Below are 4017 nucleotides of genomic sequence, written 5' to 3'. Positions count from 1 at the left end.
GAGCTCGAGGAGATCAACGGGCGCGAGATCTTCTGCCTCACCCCGCTGGCGATCATGTCGCTCTTGTTCGGGGTATACCCGATGCCGGTGCTCAACCTCATGAACGCCTCGCTCGTCAAGCTCGTCGACGTCGTGAAGATGGTGATGTAGGCCGCCCATGGGAAACTTCGCCAGCCTGGTACATTTCCTTCCGGAATTCGCCGTCACGACGACGATCCTGTTGCTCGTCGTCGTGCACGTCGCCGGGAAGAACAAGCAATCGGCTGTCCCCGCTCTCCTGTCCCTGTCCGGCGTAGGGGCGGCGCTGCTCCTGTCGGCCATCCAGCCCGCCTCGGAAAGCATGCCCCTGTTCGAAGGGATGGTTGCGCTGGACAGCTTTTCGGTCTTCTTCAAGGTGCTGACCGCCCTTGTTACCATCATCGTCATCTTCATGTCGATGGATTGCTCGGAGCTTTCCGGCAGGAGCCAGGCGGAATACTACATTTTCCTGCTTTCCGTGCTGCTGGGCATGTTCCTGCTCACCGCTTCCACCGACATCGTGATGCTCTATCTTGCACTCGAGCTGGTCTCGATCCCGTCGTACCTCCTCGCCGGATACATCAAGGGGCGGGAGACTTCGACGGAGGCGGCGATGAAATACGTCGTGTTCGGCGCTACCGCGTCGGGCGTTATGATCTATGGCTTTTCGCTGCTGTACGGGCTGACGGGCACCACCCAGATCGGTGAGATCGGCCGGACGCTGGCGACGGCGGATGCCCCATTGCCGATCCTTCTCGCAGCAATTATGGTGACGGTCGGGTTCGGTTACAAGATCGCTGCGGTCCCGTTCCACATGTGGAGCCCCGACGTGTACGAAGGGTCGCCGACGCCGGTCACCGCTTTCCTTTCAGTCGGGCCGAAGGCGGCGGGGTTCGCGGTACTCGTCCGCTTCTTCTACACCGTCTTCGCCTCCCCCGACGCGGCGGCGGGTGCGTGGAAGGTTTCCTCACGCGTGGATTGGACGCTTCTCTTCGCCGTCCTTTCCGCGGTGACGATGTCGGTCGGGAACCTGGTCGCCATCAACCAGAAGAACGTAAAAAGGCTTTTGGCCTACTCTTCGATCGCCCATGCCGGGTACATGCTGATGGGGTTCGTCCTTCTCACGCCGATGGGCCTCAAGGCGATCCTGTTCTATCTCGTCGTGTACCTCTTCATGAATCTCGGCGCTTTTTACGTCGTGATCCTTGTCGCCAACGGCACAAGGAGCGAGGACATCTCCGATTATTCGGGGCTCGGGAGCCGGGCGCCCTTCGCAGCCGTGGCTCTCGCCATCTTCCTGTTCGCGCTGACGGGCATCCCCCCATTCTCCGGGTTCATCGGGAAGGTCTACCTCTTCGCCGAGGTCATCAACCGGGGGGTCTACTGGCTTGCCGTGGTGGCGGCGCTCAACAGCGTCGTTTCGTTGTATTATTACGCACGGATCGTAAAGGTCATGTTCCTTGAGGACCCCAAGGACAAGGCGGAGCTTCCCGTCGCGATGTTCCCGAGGGCGTTGCTCTGCCTGCTGGCGGTCCCGACGCTGCTGCTGGGGATCTACTGGGAGCCGGTCGCGCGGGTAGCCGCGAACTCTGTGAAACTTCTGGCGTTTTAGTTCCTTAAGTAAAGGAAGGAGCGCCGTGCCCGACTTCGTTTCTTCCATTCAGTTCTCGGACCCGTATTTTTCCGTTCTGCTCATGATGGTCATCGCGCTGGCGATGTCGGTGGGCTTCGTCTTCCTGTCCCAGGCCCTGGGCCCGAAGAAATACGACCGGATCAAGTACAGCGTTTACGAATGCGGTGTCGATCCTTTCACGACCGCCTCGGTGCGCATCTCGGTCAAGTTTTACCTGATCGCGCTACTGTTCATCCTCTTCGACCTGGAAACCGCGTTCCTCTACCCTTGGGCTGTGCTGTTCCGGCAGTTGGGGTGGTTCGGTTTCATCGAGATGGGAATCTTCCTCCTTATCCTCCTGGCGGGGCTTGTCTACGCCTGGAAGAAGGGAGCGCTCGAATGGCAGTAGGGGACCGCCCGAAGGACGCACCCCCGGGAGGCGGCTACGCGCTGACCACCCTCGAAGCGATGATCGCGTGGGGCCGAAAGTATTCCATCTATCCCTTCACGTTCGCCACCGCCTGCTGCGGCATCGAGGTGATGGGGGCGTTCGGGACGCATTACGACCTTTCCAGGTTCGGCGCCGAGGTAGTTCGCTTCTCCCCGCGGCAGGCCGACATGCTGCTCGTCGCCGGCACCGTCAACTACAAGATGGCTCCGGTCCTCGTGCGGATCTACGAGCAGATGCTCGAGCCCAAGTGGGTCGTGGCGATGGGGGCGTGCGCATCGTCGGGCGGGTTCTACAACAATTACAGCGTGCTCCAGGGAATCGACAAGATCATCCCTGTGGACGTCTACATTCCCGGATGCCCTCCGAACCCCGAGGGGATCATCGACGCCGTGGTGATCCTGCAAAAGATGATGGAAACGGGCGCCCCGCGCGCCTCCGAACGCTGGCCGATCAAGATCTGACGAAGGGCTGATGATGACGGAACGGCAACAAAGCGCGGTTCTTGCGAAGCTGGCCGAGAAGTTCGGCGAAGCCGTCGTATCGACGCATTCCGATTTCGGGGACGACACGGCGCTCGTGCGCAGGGAGCGGATCGTCGAGATCTGCACCTTCCTGCGCGACGACCCGGCTTGCCTGTTCGACTTCGCGATGGACCTGACCGGAGTGGATTATCTCGGGGAGACCCCCCGGTTCGAGGTGGTCTACCACCTCTATTCCCTGGAGAAGAAGCACCGGGTGCGGATCAAGGTAAGGCTGCACGAAGACGACCCGACGATCGACTCCGTGGTTTCAGTGTGGCCGGGTTTGAACTGGTACGAACGCGAAGCCTACGACATGTACGGCATCGTTTTCCGCAACCACCCGAACCTCATAAGGATTCTCATGTACGAAGCATTCGTCGGCCACCCGTTGCGCAAGGATTATCCGAAGGCGAAACGGCAGCCCACCGTGGGGCCGCAGGAGTAAGGGAGCGATGGCGGAAATCCTGACAAAAGGGAATCCGGGCGGGAAGCTCGACATGCAGGCCGAGCCGGTTATCCTGAACATCGGCCCGTCGCACCCCGCCACGCACGCAACCCTGCGCTTCATCGCGGAGATGGACGGCGAGACCCTTCTGAAACTCACACCCGAATTCGGGTACCTGCATCGGTGCTTCGAGAAGGAATCGGAGAGCCATACCTGGACCCAGGTTGTCACCTACACCGACCGGCTGAACTACGTCTCGCCGCTGATGAACAACGTCGGTTACGCGATGGCGGTCGAGAAGCTCTGCGGGATCGAAGTCACCGAGCGGTGCAAGTACGTCCGGGTGCTCATCTGCGAAATCTCCCGGATCATCGACCACATGGTGTGCATAGGCACGAACATGGTCGACCTCGGGGCGCTCACGAACTTCTGGTATTTCTGGAAGCCGCGCGAAGAGGCCTACATGAAGTTGATAGAGCCGCTGACGGGCACGCGGCTCACGACCGGGTACACCCGGATCGGCGGCATGCAATGGGACCTGCCGGAAGGGTGGGTGGAGACGTGCCGGAACGTCTGCAAGAACTCCTTCCTGCCTGCGATCAAGGACGTGAACGCCCTGCTCACGAAAAACCGGATCTTCATCGACCGGACCATGGGCGTGGGCCCGATCTCGAAGAGGGACGCGGTCGCCATGGGCTTCACGGGGCCGTGCCTGCGGGCGGCGGGGGTCCCACTCGACCTGCGGAAGGACCAGCCTTACCTGGTCTACGACCGGTTCGATTTCGACATCCCCATCGGGGAGCAAGGCGATACCTGCGACCGTTATATGGTGCGGATGGAGGAGATGCGCCAGTCGGTGCGGATCATAGAACAGGCGCTCGACCAGCTCCCGGGCGGACCGATCAACGTCGACGACACCCGCTACCTGCTGCCCGACAAGACGCTGGTCTACACGACGATCGAAGGGCTG

The 4017-nt window shown here is 61.0% G+C and carries 6 protein-coding genes; all 6 read left to right on the top strand.

Features of this window, described 5'->3' with window-relative positions; translation table 11 throughout:
- On the top strand, positions 1-150 hold a 150-nt coding region (locus HY896_13470), incomplete at its 5' end, for a hypothetical protein (GenBank protein ID MBI5577356.1).
- 7 nt (positions 151-157) lie between these two features.
- Positions 158-1630 carry an NADH-quinone oxidoreductase subunit N gene (locus tag HY896_13465; protein MBI5577355.1) on the top strand — a complete coding sequence of 491 codons (1473 nt, stop codon included), beginning with the start codon at positions 158-160 and terminating at the stop codon, positions 1628-1630.
- 82 nt (positions 1631-1712) lie between these two features.
- The gene (gene ndhC / locus HY896_13460) at positions 1713-2039 is read left to right on the top strand and encodes an NADH-quinone oxidoreductase subunit A (protein MBI5577354.1); all 327 of its coding nucleotides are present in this window, start codon (positions 1713-1715) and stop codon (positions 2037-2039) included.
- On the top strand, positions 2030-2542 hold the full coding sequence (gene nuoB, locus HY896_13455) for an NADH-quinone oxidoreductase subunit NuoB (GenBank protein MBI5577353.1): 513 nt from the start codon (positions 2030-2032) through the stop codon (positions 2540-2542). Before ndhC ends, nuoB begins: the two co-directional genes overlap by 10 nt.
- A 10-nt stretch (positions 2543-2552) precedes the next feature.
- Positions 2553-3047 (top strand): NADH-quinone oxidoreductase subunit C, encoded by a 495-nt coding sequence (locus tag HY896_13450; protein MBI5577352.1) that lies wholly within the window; start codon positions 2553-2555, stop codon positions 3045-3047.
- Positions 3048-3054: 7 nt separating this feature from the next.
- Positions 3055-4017: NADH-quinone oxidoreductase subunit D (locus HY896_13445; GenBank protein ID MBI5577351.1), on the top strand; the 963-nt coding region annotated here is incomplete at its 3' end.

This window comes from Deltaproteobacteria bacterium, from assembly GCA_016218975.1.
Classification (GTDB): Bacteria; Desulfobacterota; Deferrimicrobia; order Deferrimicrobiales; family Deferrimicrobiaceae; genus JAENIX01.
Note: the sequence above shows the minus strand (reverse complement) of the source record. Positions and strands in the feature narration are given on the sequence as shown.